Source organism: Selenomonas sp. AB3002 (assembly GCF_000702545.1).
Classification (GTDB): domain Bacteria; phylum Bacillota; class Negativicutes; order Selenomonadales; family Selenomonadaceae; genus Selenomonas_B; species Selenomonas_B ruminantium_A.
Genome location: NZ_JNIO01000008.1, coordinates 1,080,535 through 1,096,537 on the forward strand (window position 1 = coordinate 1,080,535; position 16,003 = coordinate 1,096,537).

The following is a 16,003-nucleotide window of genomic DNA, read 5'->3' on the forward strand; positions in this document are numbered from 1 at the left end:
GTGTTACCATAAACGGTCTTTATCTTCATAGTGCCCCAGGCAGTTATCCATGCGCCCGGAAAATTCTTCTATGCCGTCAAAGTCCTGGGCCAGCAGCAGACCAAAGAGCACATCCTGGTAGTAGCGCACCCCCACGGAAAAGATCATGCTGCCCATATCCATATAGTCAAGGGTATTGGCATTGGCCACATAGAGGAACTCGTCGGCGTATTTGGCCAGGGGTGTTTTTTCTGAAGATGAGAGGAGCACTATGGGAGCTCCCTGCTGTTTCAAGATCTTTGCCGTCCTGAGAAGCCTTTTATTGGAGCCGGTGCGACTGATAATAATGGCCAGATGGGAAGCATCAGAGAGCATGGCCTGGGCCAGTTGGGAGGTCAGGGAGATGTTGGCTACCGCCACGCACTTCACCTGCAGCAGGTTGTAAACCATCATCTGAGCCAGCTGGAAGTTTTGGTCATAGGCATAAATATCTATGACTTTGGCTTCACGCATCATCTGCGCCACCCGCACCACCTGCTCCATCTTCATTTCGTTTTTGGTTTCTTCGATGGACTCTATCTCCAGGGCTGCCATCTTCTGGACGATGCCCTCGGGGCCGTCCAGGGCGGTGATGGGACGCTTTATCTTTATCCCCGCGCAGGGGACGGACTCTGTGCGGTTCACTTCGCTGATGAAGCGCAGCTTGAATTCGTTGTAGCCCTTCAGCCCCAGCTTCTGGCAGAGTCGGAAGATGCCTGCGGGGCTGCTGTAGGTCTTTTCTGCCAGCTCCCGGATGGAAAGCTCCGCCATTTCCCGCTTGTGGCTGAGGATGTAGTTGATCATATTCTGCTCTGCAGGAGAAAAGCGTTCCGGCTCCTGCATCTTTCTAAGCAGCCGCATAAATCGACCCCCTTTGTGCTGATTTCTCTTTACAGTATAGCCTGCAGGAAAAAGGAATTCAACAACTGAGGTGCCTCTCACACTTTTCCTATTTCCCTGGCGATATCCTTCATCTGATTCATAGGGATGCCGTAGGGATAGCCATCGTCTCCCAGCATGGACAGCACGCCCCGCTTCTGCTCCCGCAAAACTTCCCTGCACTCTGCCTCCGGCAGCTGCTGCTTGAATCTCCGCATCTTCCTAAACATATTATCCTGCCTCCTACAAAAACAGCGCCATCTTCTTATCTGCCAAGACCTACCGATAAGAAAATGACGCTCCTCCCATTACCCGGTGGCAACAGGTGTCAACTCATATTATGTTTCATAGCATAGGGCAAAAGGACAATTTTGTCAATGCATAGACCCAGGATGTATATTCGCAGGGCGGTATTACGGGTATTACTTCAGATTTTTGTCAAAGAAGGCAGCCAGTTTGTCAAAGGGAATCAGAGCTTTATTGTCATAAAGGTCAATATGGGATGCTCCTGGTACGATTACCAGTTCCTTATTGTCTCCCTGCAGCTTCTTGAAGGCATCTTCACCAAAGTAGCGGGAATGGGCTTTTTCGCCGTGAAGCACCAGCACAGCACTCTTGATTTCATCGGCATAGGAGAGAATCGGCATATTCATGAAGGAAAGAGCCGAAGTCTGATTCCAGCCGCCGTTGGAGTTCAGGGAACGGGGATGGTAGCCGCGCTCCGTTTTGTAATAGGTATAGTAATCCTTCACAAACCAGGGAGCATCTTCCGGCAGGACATCCGGCACACCGCCGGCATTTTTATAGAAACCGTTTTTGTAATCTTCGGTGCGCTGGGCATTCAGGGCTTCCCGATTGGCGTAGCGTTCCCTTTTCAAGGTTGCCTCGTCCTTGTCCCTGTCGAAATAGCCATTGGCAATTACCCGGCTCATATCGTACATGGTGGAAGCCACGGTAGCCTTGATGCGGGTATCGCTGGCCGCTGCATTGAGGGCCATGCCACCCCAGCCGCATATACCGATAATGCCGATACGGTCTTTATCCACATTTTCCTGGATGGACAGAAAATCCACTGCTGCGGAAAAATCTTCGGTGTTGATGTCCGGCGAAGCCACATAACGGGGCTGGCCGCCACTTTCCCCGGTGAAGGACGGGTCAAAGGCAATGGTCAGATACCCACGCTCAGCCATTTCCTGGGCATAAAGGCCGGAAGACTGCTCCTTGACAGCGCCGAAGGGGCCGCTGACGGCCAGGGCAGGGAGCTTGCCTTTGGCATACCGGGGCACATACATATCAGCTGCCAGCGTAATGCCGTAACGGTTCACAAAAGTCACCTTGCGGTGGTCAACTTTGTCGCTCTTGGGAAAGACCTTGTCCCACTCCTGGGTAAGCTGCAATTTTTCGGCTTTGATCATCCTGTCGCTTTTGACTTCTGCACTCTTCATACCTGCCGCTCCTTTATCTGCTGCCTGCACGCCATTTTCCATCAGGCCAAAGGACATCACTCCTGCCATCATGGCTGCCAGAACCATCTTCTTGCTTTTGATAATTTTCTTCAACATTTATATGCTCCTTTGCTTCACTTGCACCTTTTATCATTTAGCTTGATTACATTATAGCGATGATGTTCTGTAATTACCAATACTTATAAGAAATAGACAGCTATGCTTATCAGACATATAAATGCATAGATTTGCCTTCATCACAAAGCAGTCCTTTAAGCTTCGGCGTAATATCACACAGGCCAAACAACTTTGTCCTTGCCATTCTTCGGCACCCAATCCAGCAGGAAGGAACGGAAGTTTTGACCAACTTTTGTGAGGACTGAAGATTTGACCCCAGCAAGGTATACGGTTTGACCATATCCAGCAGCAATAGAAAACAGCAAAGAAAATCCCCTGCCATTTGCATCTGGCAGGGGAATCAGGACTGTTGACCTTCTTAAATTCAAACCAGCAAGTTCTTGCCCAATTCATAAGCTGCTGCACACTGCTTAGGGAACATCTCTTCACGATAGGCAGCTTTGGCCTGGGGATCGAAGATCGAGGACTCATATTTGTCATAGTCGGTGAACTGTGTCGTATTGTACGCATAAAGAGTCTTGGTTTCCGCCTGCAGGATTGTACAATTGTTGTGCGTACACCCTACTGTTACTTCAACAAAGATGCTGTCCGCATCTGTTTGCGGACGTACAATCGGACCATGATAGTGCATGATGATTCCCCCGACACATACTATTTGGCAAACAAGATATTTATGTTAAATCATGCGGAGATTTTCCCGCCGCGAACGCAAGCCTTCTTCTCCGAAACGTCGAAAGATAGTTTCCAGAGTATCGAGCATCTTTTGCTTGTCATTCGGCAATTGCCCATAGATAGGCGTGATGATGGAAGCATTGGTCGCATCTATGGTCGTTTCTATCGTCAATTTACGCAAAAACGTCTGAAGTTCTTCAATTCGTTCGGCTTCCGTGGCTTCAACAAAAGTACCGTTTTTCACATCTTCCATGAGCGGAGTATCGGGAAAAAGAGTAAGCCCTGCCGCCATGACCCGAAACGGCGTGAGCTGGTTGATAACATCTGCTGTTTTTTCCGCATGGGAAAGACCGTAGCCGTGCCCGCCAAGACCACTCAGGAAAATGACGGCATAATCCATGCCTGCCTCCGTCAGTTTTCCCAGCTGTTCCACGATATCCTTTGCTTCATAACCTTTGTTCATGCGTTTTAACACAGCATCATCGCCGGATTCAATGCCAAATACGAGACGGTCATACCCCATCCGGTGAAGTTCTTTGATTTGCTCAACCGACTTGTTCTTTACGCTGTCCACACGCCCATAGCCTCCGATGGACTGGACAAAAGGCAGGTATTCGTGGATAAGCTCGGCAACGGTTTTCAACTTATCGAAAGTCAGCAGGAAGGGGTCGGCGCCCTGCAACCAGATGCGTGGGAAAGATACGCCATACTCCTTGAGTTCCTGCAAATCCTCTTTGACCTCATCCAATGGCGATACGCCAAAGGGCGCATCCTTGTAGTAGGTGCAGAACCGGCAGGCATTATGGGAACAGCCGGACGTTATTTGCAGGAAAACACTGTTCGCCTCATAAGGCGGACGTACAACGGTACTGGCAAAATGCATGATACAACACTCCTTAATAAATCTATATATCGCTTTTTTTAGATATAAATATTTCTTAAAAAAGGGCAGTTGATTCTGCCCTTTCACAGATTGCTCTTGACATACTCGCCAAATTCACGGATTGTTTCTTCATTGCGTTGGTAGTATGTCCACTTGCCTATGCGCGCGGCTTTCAATAGCCCAGCACGCTGAAGAATGTCAAGATAATGGGACACCGTGGACTGGGAAATCCCCGCTTTCTCCTGAATGCTGCCGACACACACGCCTCCTGTCCATGTGCTGCCATCCGGCAAATGCAGTCCTTGCGGTGGGAAATGCTTTTCCGGCTCTTTCAACCATTCCATGATATTCAAACGTATTTCGTTCGCCAAGGCTTTGTAAATTTCTAATGTGTTCATGCCTATATTGTATCTTGTTTTCGCGATATGTCAATGATTTTTTTTAACAACTTCGGCAAAACATTTTTATCGCGCGGAAAGTCCGGCTTCTCCATGATGGGTAATATAACCTGCCGCAAGGAACAGGAAACTTGTGCCAAGACCAATGAAAAGGGGCGGAACCGGACTGTCGACGATAACAGCTATCACTGCTACGGCTGTAGATATTGTCATTGAGAGAATTGCACAGTGGGAGCCAACGGCGTGCTGTCGAAAAATTGTCAGGGTAAGGGGAAGGAAGATGCCGCCTCTTAAGGCCATAGACATATAATTCCAAAGCAATACCTGAGCTATGCGCTTTCTCGCATAGCCCAAAATTTTATTCAATTTTGGGAAACACGACAAGAGGGACACGGGCATAGCACATAAAGAAGTTAGGCTCCCAAACTCTATAGCAAATCTCCCATTGCATTGTACATTAAATTTGTATTGTCGTCCCATCCCGGAACATCATGGTCAGCTGCCTATCGTTAAGCGAGTATCGCTCGGAAGCCACAGTATTCTAAAAAATTTTTAGGCTATTTTCCCTCTGTCAACTATGATGGTGAACCCTTTGCATGCACTCCACGAATTTATCAAGCGCCGGATTGGTATTTTTTTCCTGCCAGATGGCAGCCACCCCCAAAGATCCCCCAGCAAGAATCCAATGGTTATCTTGGGGGCATCCATTAAGATAGCAGGGAGCTCAATACTCCACGCCCAGCTGGCGGCACAGCCAGCGCATCATGGCTTTGTTGGTATCTTCCCCCTGATAGCCATGAGGAGCTTTGGAGTTGCAGACAAAGAAATTCTCCACCCCAGCATCGGTCAAGGCTTTCTGCAGGCTGAGGCTCTGCTGGATGGGCACCAGCGAATCATGACCACCATGGGCAATAAAGAAAGGCGGCGCAGCTTTCGTCACCTGATAGACGGGGCTGCCCAGTTTGGCCAACTCTACCATCTGCCAGTAGGGTGAGGACTTGTCTCCCGCCTCATCTACCTTGCGCAGGGTGCCTACCCCCTCCCCTTCTCCTGTAAAGCCCAGGAGCACAGACTCCATAGCCCGGACGGAATCATGGGTTTCTGCCGCCTCAGCAGGGTCCTGCAAAGCAGGGCTCATTTCCGGGGCCATGGTCAGCAGATTGGTGGGGCCATAGTAGTCCACGCAGGCCTTCACGCTGCTGCTGAAAGCAAGGTTGCCGCCCTCGTCCCCCTCCAACGCCTGATTGCCGCTGGTCAGGGCCAGCTCGGCTGCCAGATGGGCACCGGCGGAGCTTCCCGCTATGGCCATGCGTTCTGCGTCCAGGCCATACTCATCTGCATGGGCGCGGACAAAACGCACTGCCGCTTTCACATCATAGATCTGGGCGGGAAAAGCAGCTTCGCTGTTCAGCCGGTAATCTACGGACACAAAGGCAATGCCATGGTTCAGCACATCCTTGAAGACCTTGTATGTGGAGGCATTGTCACTGGCCATCAGCCCTGCCTGCCCGCTTGCCTGAGCCTGGGGCACGTTCTTGGCATCATCACCTTCATACGAGCCCCTGGCCCAGCCACCCCCGTGGACATAAATCAGGACCGGCACTTTGCCCTTGGCCTTGGGCGGCACAAAGACATTCATGCGGAGCTTTCGGTCTGCGCCGTCAGCATTTTTCACCTCTGCCACCAGCACATCCCGATAAGTGGGCGGCATCTGCACCAAATCATCCGCCCTGGCTCCCGCCTCGCAGCCTGCCCCCAAAGGTGCTGCTACCGCCAGCGACAGCAAGGCCGCCAGGGCCAGTTTCTTCACTCTGCCTACTTTCATAGGATTACCTCCTGCACTCTACCTTGTCCTTACTTCTTGATACGCTTGTAGTCGGCGTCAAAATACTTTCCTGCTCGGATATCGTCCGTCATGCCCTTGTAGGGAGCCTCGGCAATGACCTCCTCGTTGTTCTGCCCGGCCTTGCCCATGTAGGTGATCTTGGCGAACTCCGGCACCAGATACTTGGGATAATTCTCGTACTTCTCCCTTGATTCCTTCATGAGTTCAATATGTTCGTTCTGGAAGCAAACCGTAATCTCAGGATGATCCTGCACCCACTTAGGGAAGAAGATCACGCCGTGCATGATATGCTCGTTGGGCATGAAATCCAAAGCCACATCCGTGCCGGTGGGCTCCGTCCAGGTAACCTTGTACACCCCATCGGTGAGCTTCACGATATTGGCCTCCTGGTCTTTCACCCAGCGGCCAGCCACCATGCCGCCGTGGATGCGGTAATCCACCGTGTGGTCATTCTTGGCATACCACTCATACTCCCAGCCGTTGTCGTAAGTATAGATAAAGTGAGTGCCCAGAAAATCGTCCAGTTCTTTGAATTCCATCAGAAATGCCCCTTTCAGCAATCATGTATATATTTACATATTCTTTACGTCTGTTATAATACCCCTTTCCCAAAGCTTTGTCAACATTATGTAAATAAATACATGTAAAGATTTTCTTCATGTGATATACTGGGGTCAACAAGAGAGAAAGAAAGGTGATCTGCATGGCACAGAAGAACGTGCTGAAATACATCATCCTGGGCATGCTGGCCCACAGGGAGCTGGCAGGCTACGATATCAAGAAACTGTTCGAGGAAGAGCTGGGAGATTTCTGGTACTCCAACCACAGCCAGATTTACCCGGAGCTGCGCCGCCTGGAAGAAGAAGGCTTCATTGCTTCCCATACAGAGCTGGTGGGAAAGAAGCTGGAAAAGAAATTCTACCGCATAACAAAAAGCGGACAGCAGCTGCTGTCCGCCTGGATGGAAGAACCCCTGAATCCCCCGGTGCCCACCAGGGACGAATTCACCATGAAACTATACCTGATAAATTCAGCCAAAGACCCGCTGGTGCCCCGTCTCTTTCAAGAAGAAATCTGCCGCCACGAGGAAAAACTCCAATACCTGCAAGCCCGCTGGCAGCTGCTCTTCGCCGACGAAGCAGCCAGACAGGAGCACTACGGCCACCGCTGCATCCTCCAACAGGCCATCCTAAGGGAAAAGCAACGGCTGGAATGGCTCCGCCAGGAATATGCGGCACTGAAGCAGTAACGCTTCAAACCTTTCCCTTGCCCCTTTGGCGAGGATTTTGCCCCCCTAAACTGGACATCATGTTTGCGTCGGACGCTTCCCCGTCAATATTTCTTCCATGATTAACTTCGGCATATCCTCCATATCCGGCGTTGGATTGAATCTTCTTGGATTATATTCCTCCATGGATAAATCATAGGCTACCACATCCATCGTTTCCGAAAACCAACACCAATCGTCATCGTCATTTTCTCGTGCGGAATCGTAAAGTTCTTGGTATTCGGGACAATTATTCAGTCCCGGCAGTTTATGCTTGGGTGTCTCTCGCAAGAGCCGATATAGTTTTTCGGCATATTCGTCAAAACGCTCCCCATCATAGTGCAATCTTACAAAGACCGTGACCCGCAAAGCGTCGCCCAATTTCTCATCAAGATGAGCACCGAGAATAATCTTTGCATTGGGAGCAACTTCACGAAGAGTGGAAACTGCTTCGGCGGCTGTGGACGAATCTACTTTACCAGTGCCGCCTAAAATGTGAACGAGTATATTTTTTGATTTTGTGATTTTTTTAGATTTACCCTTGGACACCGCCTCTTTCGCAGCAAGGACGGCGGCATTTTCTCCCGTAGCTTCTGCTTCCCCCATGTAAACATCACCGTTAAAATGCTTAAATGGGTCGAGCTCTACCTCGTCTAATGAAATCAACCCCGGTCTTGTGAAAATGGCAGCCATTCTATTGTAGAATCTCCTATAATATTTGCCTTCATCGCCACTAAAAACACCACTATCGGCTGACACATATCTCGACTTCAAAAGTTTTGCTCCCATGCAGACAGCCTCCCCATAAATTACTTGTCACGGTTATTCCAAAGAAGTCCGGCAAGCAGTCCCAACAAAAACAATTTGCCATCATGCCTCATGGCTCGTTCCTCATCGCTGACATTGAGATAGTAAAGCAGACTGACGGCTTTTTGCCAGCAGGCAAAGGCAAGACTTAGCAAAAGAATGACACCGATCAAATGATACAATGGCTCAATGTCCTCAGACATAAGCAGTATATAGTCACACACGAGAACAAAAAATCCGAGGCATAACAGGAAAATAGAGAGGCAAATATCGAACAACTTACGACCGAGGCTTTTCATGTTGGCTCACATCCCTTATCACAGAGTCTTCCCTTGTCCCTGCCGCTCGATTTTTTGTCGGTACTTCCATAGTGGCAATGCTTTTTTGAATGCCAAATCAAAGCCTGATTTTTCTTCATAGGTCAGCTCATGTTTTAGCACATCAGCTTCAATAAAGTCTAATTCTATGTGATTTTCTGACCGCCAGTTACGATGGATATACAATGTTTTTTCCTTGGAGTTAATGGTGACAAGATATAGGAAAATCGGCTCCGTATCATAGGCGGTTTCCACTTGGTAGAGCAGAGTCATCTTGCCGCTTTCCTCGTCATATTCAATCGACCATGGATAGATGGAGTATTCCTCATAGTGACCATCTACCACCCGCCCCGTAACACGGGTCGGAAATCCCTTGGGCTGATTGGCGGCGTATGCGACAAGAGGGAAGATAAAATAAATGGCAGATAAAACGACCAAAATGAACTTTTTCATAAGGCATCACCATCCATCTTTCATCCATCGATTTGATTGTCAACAAAGATCATCATGCCTCATGGCTCATTACTCATTGATGATATTGAGTACGTGAAGCGAATATCGAACGTCTATTTCTTAAAGCCTGATGCGATTGTCACTACCAACACTTCTTCGTCTTTCATGGCATTATCGATGGTGGCTGAAACAACATTGTTTACCATTGCGCCCGGTAAAATTTTTTGCAAAGTTCCTATATCTATAGTGTTCTCATTGCCAAAGACTGCAAAATAAACATTATGCGCCTGCCTCAAGTCCCTATGTTGCATGTATATTTGTTCGGTGGCTGCTTGAAGGATTTTCTTCTCGAAACCGTGATGTATAGTTTCTTTAACGATGGCCGCAATTGCAACATCATGTTCCTTGATGCCGCTTCGCAAATCCTCAAGATCTAGCCCGATGATACCCATGAAAATATGAGGGGCGAATATAGCTCGCACAATGCAGGAAACTGCGTTGTTTACTTGCCCATTGGAAATCGAATTATATCCTGCGAAATCAATGATTGCATTTACTTGCCCTTTTAAGCGGCTAAGTGCCTGCTCCTGCTCATGATTGCGACTTTTGGTATTGCACAGCATTATGGCGATGTAACGAACATTATTTTTTACCGCTAAATCCACCATGATTTGTAGGCTCTTTATTTCCTGCTCGTCTTTTAGTTGCGTTGCTATGCAAAGAACATCGGTATGAGAAAGAACATCGCTAAGAATCGGCTCACTCATATCAGTTTCTTCCATTTCAAAATCGCGCTTATCAATGTTCGTGTCAAGAAGCAAATGTCTGATTGAGCGGAGAAAGGAATTATAATCCCAACAATCACCTAAAGATACCAGCGTAGGCAAAGCTGTATACGACCACCCCTCTCCGTCAATTTTAAGGTTTGTGAGTTTTATCATGAAAATCATCCTTTCTAAAATCATTCAAAGCGAGTTGTGCTGTACCAATCAGCGTAGGGCTTCACTAATTCTTCCAATATTTTTCCTGTCAGATTCCATGCTGATTTCTTATCCGCCCGAAGTACGCTAAAAAAATTATTATCGCCAATAAGATCTGATATAATAATCGGCTCTAGCAAAATGTCTGTTTCCATTGTATCGTATGGAATCTTTGCTTTTTCTACCTTATCCCTTATTGAAATCTCATTGAGACTTATATACAGAATCTTTATTTGCGGTTGAGGTTTTGAGGTTTCTAATTCTCCAAAAACTTCATTTATCATTCTTTTTGCAATTTCTTCTGCATCTTGCCGTTTATCAGCGAAACAGGAGCAATCTGTTTGATTGGATTCGTGACAGTTCACCATGTTTTTTATTGTGTATAAATATTTTTTTGTTTCCCGTTTATCGAAACGTTGCTTAATGCCATAATCCACAGTGGCGTATTCTAACGGACTACGCAATGCACCAATTCCTCTTTTACATACTCCTAGCATATTTAGGAATTGAATACCATCAAAACTGTCATTGGTTGTCTTGAGCTCTGTCAAATAAACATTAGTTTTCATATCGGAAAGCAGGTAATCAACACTTGCATACCGGTGTTCACTTTCAGTTTGACTAATCCGCTCTATTGGAAACTCTTTGGCTATGAGTTTTGTCGGTACACCTATCTTATATGATACTATGTCTGCTACAAAATCGGAAATTAACATATCGACGATAACTTCTGCCTTTATTTTTTGCGTCCGATAATCATTCACCGTCCACTTTTTGACCATCTCATAAAATGCTTGATAATCATTCATACCAAATCTCTCCTCCCCCAACATCAATAGTATCCCCGTCCTGCGGGAAAATCATCATATCCCTGTATTTATCTTCGACATCAAGCTCCTTGAATCCTGCCGGATTTTCCGTGTGGAAAGGTACAATATATTTCCGTGGAGCAATATCTTTGATAAACTTCGCCAAGGTTGCTCTGTCAGCATGGCCTGTCGAGTGGATATATTTCACCTCATCACCGAATCGATTGACGAAGGTTGCCAAGCCCTCATCGTAAGCAGGATGTTTGGGGTTCAAATAGCCTTGCCACATGGAGTAAATCAAATGCGGCTTATAATCGCTCATATAACAGCCATATCTGTCGTACAATGAATACGCATCTTCTTTTTTTCGATTTAAGAGAGAGCCCAGCAACACCACACCTTCCTTTGGGTGTGCTCGTTTCAATTCGTCGATTCCCTTGATTGGCGGCAAATCGTAAAGACCTGTATATGCACCTGCCATATCAGAAAAAGTCTTTAGCATTTCCATGATATACGGACTGCCGTAAATGGGCAGATGGTTTGCTTGCGCCACTCGGCAAATAGATGTGAGGCTGTCAAAATTAGTGGAAGAGCATACGACGAAAATCTGTCGATGGTCTCTCATAAAATCCATAGCTTCTTTTTTTACGTTCCATTCGGTTAAAAGATGCTCCGACGAGCGAGTAATCATCGTACCTTCGATCAGGAGTACATCAACTTCTTTGTGATAACTGTCGTGAATCAGTCCCGGGATAATATTAAGGCTTTTGCTCATATAGCCCGTGCTTCTAAAATCACCACTGTGAAGAATAGTATGCCCTGCGCCCTCAAAAAGGAACATATTAGCATGATAGGCCGAGTGGTCAACAAAGAAGGTGTGCACGCTAATATCGCCTATTCGTAAGGTTTCTCCTGCCGTAAATGGGTGAATACGGCCATTATGATTGGCAAGCAGCTCCTGCATAACCTTATTGCCGGTATGCTCATGGAGTTTCCGTAAAATCGTCAACATGGCCGAATCCATGTAGATGGGAACATCAGAGGGTATTTTATCCATCAATCCCGTATGGTCGCCATGATAATGGGTGAAGAACACGGCATCAATGTGGGAGCGAAAAGGCCGGAATAGTTCTTTGACAATCTCATCATCGCTTAACGATCCATGACTCCCTGGCAGTTGACTACCAAGGTCTACCACGATATTCGTTTCCCCCATATTAATTTCGGTGATGCTGCCTCCAATCTGTTTTGTTCCCCGATGAATGGTAATATGCACACGCTTTTTATACCATTCGTTGCGCTCTTCCATTCCGCGAAAGCCGAGAAAATCACGGAATTTCCATGGTGGTGGCGGATTGTCATGTTCTTCGTTGCACTCAGCACCTACTTCCAAAATATCTCGCAAGGTGGGAAATGGCGAATCGGTCTCTGCCCATGCTTTTACCTCACGCAGTACATCCGCCTCGTCTTCTCCGCATCGCTTGGCTGCCCAACGAGCCAAATCGGCAACTAATGCATCATCATCGACATCCAAAGACACATTCCGTGCGGCATCCACCATGTCATCATTCAATTCCCTAATCGACTTAATAAGTTCAATGGCTTTCATTTTCATCTACCTATTCCCACACATAACGCTTGTCCTTGGCATGGTACACCAATTCCTTTTCGGGAAATGCCCGGCGCAAAATACTCAAATCCCGCACAAAAGTGCGTCTTGGCAGGGGCGCTCCGTTCAGCTTATCAGCGATGCCGCGGCTCAGATAACCGCAATCATGCAAAAACCTGATATACGCTAACAAGCGAGTTTTTCTGGACTGAACCAAAAGTGGTTCTACATCTGTTTCCTCACGGTATCTTTCCATTACATTCTCTATTTCATATCGGCCATCTCGTGGTCTATATGATATGGTCGGCTCAAATTTACGAAGTAGCTTCATGTCCCGTCCCAACATAGAGGGCAGAGGATACACACTGCAACAGATTTCATTCCCCAAAAGCATGGAATCATAGGCTGCAAGCAGCCTGAGTGTGCGGGTTAAATCTCCTTTCCCCTCATATTCCACATTTTCAAGGTTCGCAAACGGCGAATTTTCTATCTCATACCCGGGCTTTCCCCAACAGCGCCCTTCCCATAAATCCTCTATCCTGTTTAATTCCTCCATTGCTTGAAAATGTTCTGCCGACCAGTGGTGGCCCAGCCATTGCAGATTATGCCCCAAAAGGTGGCTTTGCACCCGTGGCGATAGCTTTTGCTCCTCCGGAAAGAGATATGCGTCATCCGTAAGACAATACACCTTGCTAAGTTCTTCCTCGATTTCTTCCGTCCAAGGCCGTGAAGCCAAAGCCCATAAGCCTCTTCCGACCAGATCAGCTTCACTCGTTACGGTCAAAGCCCATCTTACAAAGTGGTCAAGCATATACCAACGGTTTTCCACTTCTTTGCTGGCAGAAGCTGAAAGCATTTCACCTACGTCCGAACCGCAAAACTCACTGAAGCAATTCGGTGATATACCTGCGAATTCTTCCAGACTGTAAAACCGCTCTATATTCTCCTCCTCACGGAATCCCCATCTCCTCAGTATAACTGCCCACAGAGGCGCAAAAGGATTTTTCTCATAGCCTTCCGTGAGTTTTGCCGTGACAGGAATCTTCAAATACTTGCACAAAGCCCAAAAGGGATTTTTTTGTTTTTGTGGGAAAAGGCCATCGAAATTCTTGTCTATAATTCCCCTCCAGTACTCAATATGCAAATCCTTGGGACATCGGGAAAAGGCGCGTAATCTTCTGTAGCCCTTGGTATTGCTCTCAGGGGGAATATATGCGTCGTCTGCTGCCAAAAGGAGATAAGTTATTGCTTGTTCAGTTACAATTCCCGGAATATCCAGACCGAAATCTGTCCAATCCTTGCCACTGGGGGCAAATTTTACCGTGCCTTCGCCCACACAGAAATTTTCACTGATGGTCACCCTGCAACTCTCGATGTTCTCTACCTCCAAGGATATGTCGAAGTCTGTGAAGTTTATATTCACAGGAATCTGAAACAGTTCTGCCTGAACATCTACGCTCCCGTCTGCCATTCGCTTCAATTCCCAGCCGATAGGCGCGGTAACGGTCTTTACGATGTTTTCCTTGTAAGAGAGTTCAACATTTATCGAAAAATAAGCAATCTTGCCTTGCAGACGGCAACCGGATGCAGAGCGAATGCTGTCCATTCGCTCTAAATGATGTATCTTCTCAAAGCAACGGTGCGTGGGACACCATACCAGCCGCTGATGCGCTTCGGTATGAAAGTATGACCAGCCAAAGTCTTGATAAGCCGGATTCATATAGCAAGCATTCAGCCCTGTGGGATGGCTATACGCTCCTTCCCGCTTGACCCAGTAAACATCCGCCACGATAACGACAGGAGAGTCTGCCTCCTCTGTTACTTCTCTCCATGCGGCGATTGTCATATCGTACAGGTAGATCTTTTTGCTTTCCGGCGCAGTTCTTGCCATACATTTCCCCTCCCCTGACGAAACAGATTTATTTTTTTGCCTATTATACCACAAAAGAAACGACATCAGAGTGGCTCACATGTTTTTGAGCCACCCACATGTCGCATGGTTCGTGATATACTCTATTCAGGCTATTTTTTGAGGAGGCGTGAATATTGGATTTGGAATTGATAAAAGCCATGATTGTCGGCCACGCCATTGGCGATGCCCTTGGCGTCCCCGTGGAATTTATGTCACGGGAGGAAATTGCCCATGACCCTGTTGCTGAGATGAGAGGCTACGGCACACATCACCAGCCCCCCGGCACCTGGTCTGATGACACCAGCATGACGCTATGCCTATTGGAAAGCATCGTCCGCCTGGGGCGCATCGACTGCAAAGACATCATGGACAATTTTGTGAGCTGGCTAAGAAGGGCAGAATTTACTGCCACGGGAATCACCTTCGATGTTGGCATAGCGTCTCAAGCGGCCATTCAGCGTTATGAACAAGGCACTCCGCCCCTTGCTTGCGGTGGCAGCGGAGAGTACGACAACGGCAACGGTTCGCTCATGCGTATTGCTCCCCTTGCCATTTACCTTTGGCAGCACAATATTTCCACCGTGAAAGACGTTTTGAAGGAGGCACACCATATCTCGCGCCTTACCCACGCCCACCCACGAAGCCAGATGGCTTGCGGCATCTACACGCTGATTGCCATGAACTTGCTCATAGGTCAGCCGCTCTTAAAGGCAATAGAAAAAGGCCTGTCAGAGGCTCATGCCTTCTATGAAAGGGAAAGCGAGTTTGCCAGGGAAGTGCCCCACTACAGAAGGCTTTGGAATTTTGGCAGTTTCGCTGGCCTTACAAAAGCTGACATCAGCAGCAGTGGCTATGTGGTTGACACATTGGAAGCCAGCCTTTGGTGTCTTACGAATACGAAAAATTATCGTGAGGCGGTTCTCGCCGCCGTCACTCTCGGTAATGATACGGATACAATAGGTGCGATTGTTGGAGGTCTCGCAGGTCTGGCATACGGCTGGGAAGATATTCCGCAAGAGTGGAAGAATTCACTCATTAAGCTGGATTATATGGAAGAATTGTGTCAAAAAATGATGCATTGCCAGCAGTCAATGCTCAGCCTGAACCGTCAGGCTCGAATTCATGCGCTGCTGATAGCACTGCGCCCAAACCGTCAGTGCTGCCAGCAGGCAGAACAGCAAGCCGCCCAGCACCGCATACCTGGTTCCCCAGGCTTCGATGAAGCGGCCGCTGACCGTAGTCCCCAGTACACATCCCAGATTGGCTGCCGTCAGGAACAGGCCATTGGCAAAATCCGGAGAATCGCGTAGAACATTGGCTGGCCTCCTTCTCCAATAAACTCGATGAAAAAGAAATGGAGGAACTCCTGAGTCCCAGCCCACCGTCCCTGGTGGGCTTTTTCATCTTATAACGATGCACCCCCTATACTCGATTAACGATGAACCCCCTTGCACCCCCTCGTTATCGTTAAGCGAGTATGCCTCTGAAGCCGCACGGGACAGTGCTTCGGCAAAAAGAGGAGGGGGTGCATCTGCACCCCCTCCGTGTCCAATTTTAGTTTACCACTTCA

General features: G+C 47.8%; 17 protein-coding genes. 2 read left to right on the forward strand and 15 right to left on the reverse strand.

The window, feature by feature from the left end:
• Nucleotides 1-3 precede the first annotated feature (3 nt).
• From P159_RS0113070 to P159_RS0113105, 8 genes are all read right to left on the reverse strand, one after another.
• Nucleotides 4-879, reverse strand: coding sequence for a MurR/RpiR family transcriptional regulator (locus P159_RS0113070; protein WP_029544689.1), 876 nt, complete (start codon nucleotides 877-879; stop codon nucleotides 4-6).
• A gap of 77 nt (nucleotides 880-956) precedes the next feature.
• Entirely contained in the window at nucleotides 957-1,127 is a 171-nt protein-coding gene (locus P159_RS20015) for a hypothetical protein (RefSeq protein ID WP_318253583.1), read from the reverse strand.
• A 192-nt stretch (nucleotides 1,128-1,319) separates the two neighbouring features.
• Nucleotides 1,320-2,459, reverse strand: a complete 1,140-nt coding sequence (locus P159_RS0113080; RefSeq protein WP_029544690.1) for an alpha/beta hydrolase — start codon at nucleotides 2,457-2,459, stop codon at nucleotides 1,320-1,322.
• Nucleotides 2,460-2,844: 385 nt separating this feature from the next.
• The gene (locus P159_RS0113085) at nucleotides 2,845-3,111 is read right to left on the reverse strand and encodes a hypothetical protein (protein ID WP_029544692.1); all 267 of its coding nucleotides are present in this window, start codon (nucleotides 3,109-3,111) and stop codon (nucleotides 2,845-2,847) included.
• 45 nt (nucleotides 3,112-3,156) lie between these two features.
• Nucleotides 3,157-4,035, reverse strand: a complete 879-nt coding sequence (locus P159_RS0113090) for a radical SAM protein (RefSeq protein WP_029544694.1) — start codon at nucleotides 4,033-4,035, stop codon at nucleotides 3,157-3,159.
• A gap of 83 nt (nucleotides 4,036-4,118) precedes the next feature.
• The gene (locus P159_RS0113095; RefSeq protein ID WP_349254359.1) at nucleotides 4,119-4,379 is read right to left on the reverse strand and encodes a helix-turn-helix domain-containing protein; all 261 of its coding nucleotides are present in this window, start codon (nucleotides 4,377-4,379) and stop codon (nucleotides 4,119-4,121) included.
• Nucleotides 4,380-5,157: 778 nt separating this feature from the next.
• Nucleotides 5,158-6,258 carry an alpha/beta hydrolase gene (locus P159_RS0113100; RefSeq protein WP_029544698.1) on the reverse strand — a complete coding sequence of 367 codons (1,101 nt, stop codon included), beginning with the start codon at nucleotides 6,256-6,258 and terminating at the stop codon, nucleotides 5,158-5,160.
• 29 nt (nucleotides 6,259-6,287) lie between these two features.
• The gene (locus P159_RS0113105; RefSeq protein ID WP_029544700.1) at nucleotides 6,288-6,818 is read right to left on the reverse strand and encodes a phenolic acid decarboxylase; all 531 of its coding nucleotides are present in this window, start codon (nucleotides 6,816-6,818) and stop codon (nucleotides 6,288-6,290) included.
• A gap of 164 nt (nucleotides 6,819-6,982) precedes the next feature.
• On the opposite strand from P159_RS0113105, the gene P159_RS0113110 reads away from it, so the two are divergent.
• Nucleotides 6,983-7,528 (forward strand): PadR family transcriptional regulator, encoded by a 546-nt coding sequence (locus P159_RS0113110; protein WP_029544702.1) that lies wholly within the window; start codon nucleotides 6,983-6,985, stop codon nucleotides 7,526-7,528.
• A gap of 57 nt (nucleotides 7,529-7,585) precedes the next feature.
• Here P159_RS0113110 and P159_RS0113115 read toward each other — a convergent pair whose 3' ends face one another.
• From P159_RS0113115 to P159_RS0113145, 7 genes are all read right to left on the reverse strand, one after another.
• On the reverse strand, nucleotides 7,586-8,335 hold the full coding sequence (locus tag P159_RS0113115) for a hypothetical protein (RefSeq protein WP_029544704.1): 750 nt from the start codon (nucleotides 8,333-8,335) through the stop codon (nucleotides 7,586-7,588).
• A gap of 20 nt (nucleotides 8,336-8,355) precedes the next feature.
• Nucleotides 8,356-8,535: a hypothetical protein gene (locus P159_RS20730; protein WP_185753739.1), complete on the reverse strand. Its 180-nt coding sequence runs from the start codon at nucleotides 8,533-8,535 to the stop codon at nucleotides 8,356-8,358.
• Between the two features lie 135 nt (nucleotides 8,536-8,670).
• A complete protein-coding gene (locus tag P159_RS0113125; RefSeq protein ID WP_029544708.1) occupies nucleotides 8,671-9,123 on the reverse strand; it encodes a hypothetical protein in 453 nt (150 codons plus the stop codon).
• Between the two features lie 113 nt (nucleotides 9,124-9,236).
• A complete protein-coding gene (locus tag P159_RS0113130; RefSeq protein WP_029544710.1) occupies nucleotides 9,237-10,064 on the reverse strand; it encodes a hypothetical protein in 828 nt (275 codons plus the stop codon).
• 20 nt (nucleotides 10,065-10,084) lie between these two features.
• On the reverse strand, nucleotides 10,085-10,912 hold the full coding sequence (locus P159_RS0113135) for a hypothetical protein (RefSeq protein WP_029544712.1): 828 nt from the start codon (nucleotides 10,910-10,912) through the stop codon (nucleotides 10,085-10,087).
• Nucleotides 10,905-12,527, reverse strand: a complete 1,623-nt coding sequence (locus P159_RS0113140) for an MBL fold metallo-hydrolase (protein ID WP_029544714.1) — start codon at nucleotides 12,525-12,527, stop codon at nucleotides 10,905-10,907. The genes P159_RS0113135 and P159_RS0113140 overlap by 8 nt, the downstream gene beginning before the upstream one ends.
• Before the next feature lie 4 nt (nucleotides 12,528-12,531).
• Nucleotides 12,532-14,412, reverse strand: a complete 1,881-nt coding sequence (locus tag P159_RS0113145; RefSeq protein WP_029544716.1) for a hypothetical protein — start codon at nucleotides 14,410-14,412, stop codon at nucleotides 12,532-12,534.
• 155 nt (nucleotides 14,413-14,567) lie between these two features.
• On the opposite strand from P159_RS0113145, the gene P159_RS0113150 reads away from it, so the two are divergent.
• Complete coding sequence (locus P159_RS0113150) at nucleotides 14,568-15,743, forward strand: ADP-ribosylglycohydrolase family protein (protein WP_072004157.1); 1,176 nt, start codon at nucleotides 14,568-14,570, stop codon at nucleotides 15,741-15,743.
• Nucleotides 15,744-16,003 lie beyond the last annotated feature (260 nt).

Bases quoted from the DNA above. Each gene is read 5' to 3' on its own strand.
- P159_RS0113070 (WP_029544689.1), bottom strand. From the start codon at position 879: ATGCGGCTGCTTAGAAAGATGCAGGAGCCGGAACGCTTTTCTCCTGCA.
- P159_RS20015 (WP_318253583.1), bottom strand. From the start codon at position 1,127: ATGTTTAGGAAGATGCGGAGATTCAAGCAGCAGCTGCCGGAGGCAGAG.
- P159_RS0113080 (WP_029544690.1), bottom strand. From the start codon at position 2,459: ATGTTGAAGAAAATTATCAAAAGCAAGAAGATGGTTCTGGCAGCCATG.
- P159_RS0113085 (WP_029544692.1), bottom strand. From the start codon at position 3,111: ATGCACTATCATGGTCCGATTGTACGTCCGCAAACAGATGCGGACAGC.
- P159_RS0113090 (WP_029544694.1), bottom strand. From the start codon at position 4,035: ATGCATTTTGCCAGTACCGTTGTACGTCCGCCTTATGAGGCGAACAGT.
- P159_RS0113095 (WP_349254359.1), bottom strand. From the start codon at position 4,379: ATGGAATGGTTGAAAGAGCCGGAAAAGCATTTCCCACCGCAAGGACTG.
- P159_RS0113100 (WP_029544698.1), bottom strand. From the start codon at position 6,258: ATGAAAGTAGGCAGAGTGAAGAAACTGGCCCTGGCGGCCTTGCTGTCG.
- P159_RS0113105 (WP_029544700.1), bottom strand. From the start codon at position 6,818: ATGGAATTCAAAGAACTGGACGATTTTCTGGGCACTCACTTTATCTAT.
- P159_RS0113110 (WP_029544702.1), top strand. From the start codon at position 6,983: ATGGCACAGAAGAACGTGCTGAAATACATCATCCTGGGCATGCTGGCC.
- P159_RS0113115 (WP_029544704.1), bottom strand. From the start codon at position 8,335: ATGGGAGCAAAACTTTTGAAGTCGAGATATGTGTCAGCCGATAGTGGT.
- P159_RS0113125 (WP_029544708.1), bottom strand. From the start codon at position 9,123: ATGAAAAAGTTCATTTTGGTCGTTTTATCTGCCATTTATTTTATCTTC.
- P159_RS0113130 (WP_029544710.1), bottom strand. From the start codon at position 10,064: ATGATAAAACTCACAAACCTTAAAATTGACGGAGAGGGGTGGTCGTAT.
- P159_RS0113135 (WP_029544712.1), bottom strand. From the start codon at position 10,912: ATGAATGATTATCAAGCATTTTATGAGATGGTCAAAAAGTGGACGGTG.
- P159_RS0113140 (WP_029544714.1), bottom strand. From the start codon at position 12,527: ATGAAAATGAAAGCCATTGAACTTATTAAGTCGATTAGGGAATTGAAT.
- P159_RS0113145 (WP_029544716.1), bottom strand. From the start codon at position 14,412: ATGGCAAGAACTGCGCCGGAAAGCAAAAAGATCTACCTGTACGATATG.